At 46.9% G+C, this 858-nt stretch carries 1 protein-coding gene; it reads left to right on the forward strand.

Annotated features, from left to right (window positions below; genetic code table 11):
* The coding region (locus N477_RS01300) for an SdrD B-like domain-containing protein (RefSeq protein ID WP_196760561.1) at positions 1-858 on the forward strand (858 nt) is incomplete at both ends.

The raw sequence follows: 858 nt of genomic DNA on the forward strand, positions 1-858 counted from the left end.
GGATATCAACCAAGATGGCGCTGTTGATCAAAATGATGTGCGACTAAAAGACATCACAGTGACTATCACGGGCACGGATAAGTTTGGTCAAGCAGTGAATCAGAGTGTGAAAACGGATGCTAGTGGTGAATTCAGTTTCACTGGTCTGATCGAATCGAATACTGATGGTTACACCATCACGCAGACAGCAACTGGTACATATCAAACGGGTAATCGTTACATTGGCTCAGGCGCTGGCATGATCAGCAATATCGCAAAAGTCGTTGTCGGCACAGATTCGACGCCAGAAATCACCTTTACGGAAAAGCCAAAAGCAGGTGACAAATCTATCTCAGGTCGCGTGTTTGTGGACATCAACCAAGATGGCACAAATAATGGCAATGACTTTGTACTTGCTGGCATTCAGATCACGCTAACGGGTCAGGATCTTTACGGTGAAGCGGTGAGCTTAAGCACGACGACGGACGCAAACGGTGCGTTTAACTTTGCAGGTCTGCGCAAGTCTGACGCGGCGGGTTATACCATCACGCAAGGCACAACGGATTACCTTGAAGGTCAAGATTACCAAGGTGCAAACTCAGATCAATTTGGTTCAAACAGTGAGATCAAACTGGTATTAGCTGACGGTGCAGCCCCTGAAGTCATCTTCACAGAGCAATTAAATGCGGGTGACAAATCTATCTCAGGCCGCGTGTTTGTGGACATTAATCAAGATGGCACAAGTAACGGCAATGACTTTGTACTTGCTGGTATTCAGATCACGTTAACTGGTCAGGATCTTTACGGTGAAGCGGTGAGCTTAAGCACCACGACAGATGCAAACGGTGCATTTAACTTTGCTGGTCTGCGCAAGTCTGA

Origin of the sequence: Pseudoalteromonas luteoviolacea H33-S, assembly GCF_001625695.1 — a bacterium.
GTDB classification, from domain to species: Bacteria; Pseudomonadota; Gammaproteobacteria; order Enterobacterales; family Alteromonadaceae; genus Pseudoalteromonas; species Pseudoalteromonas luteoviolacea_B.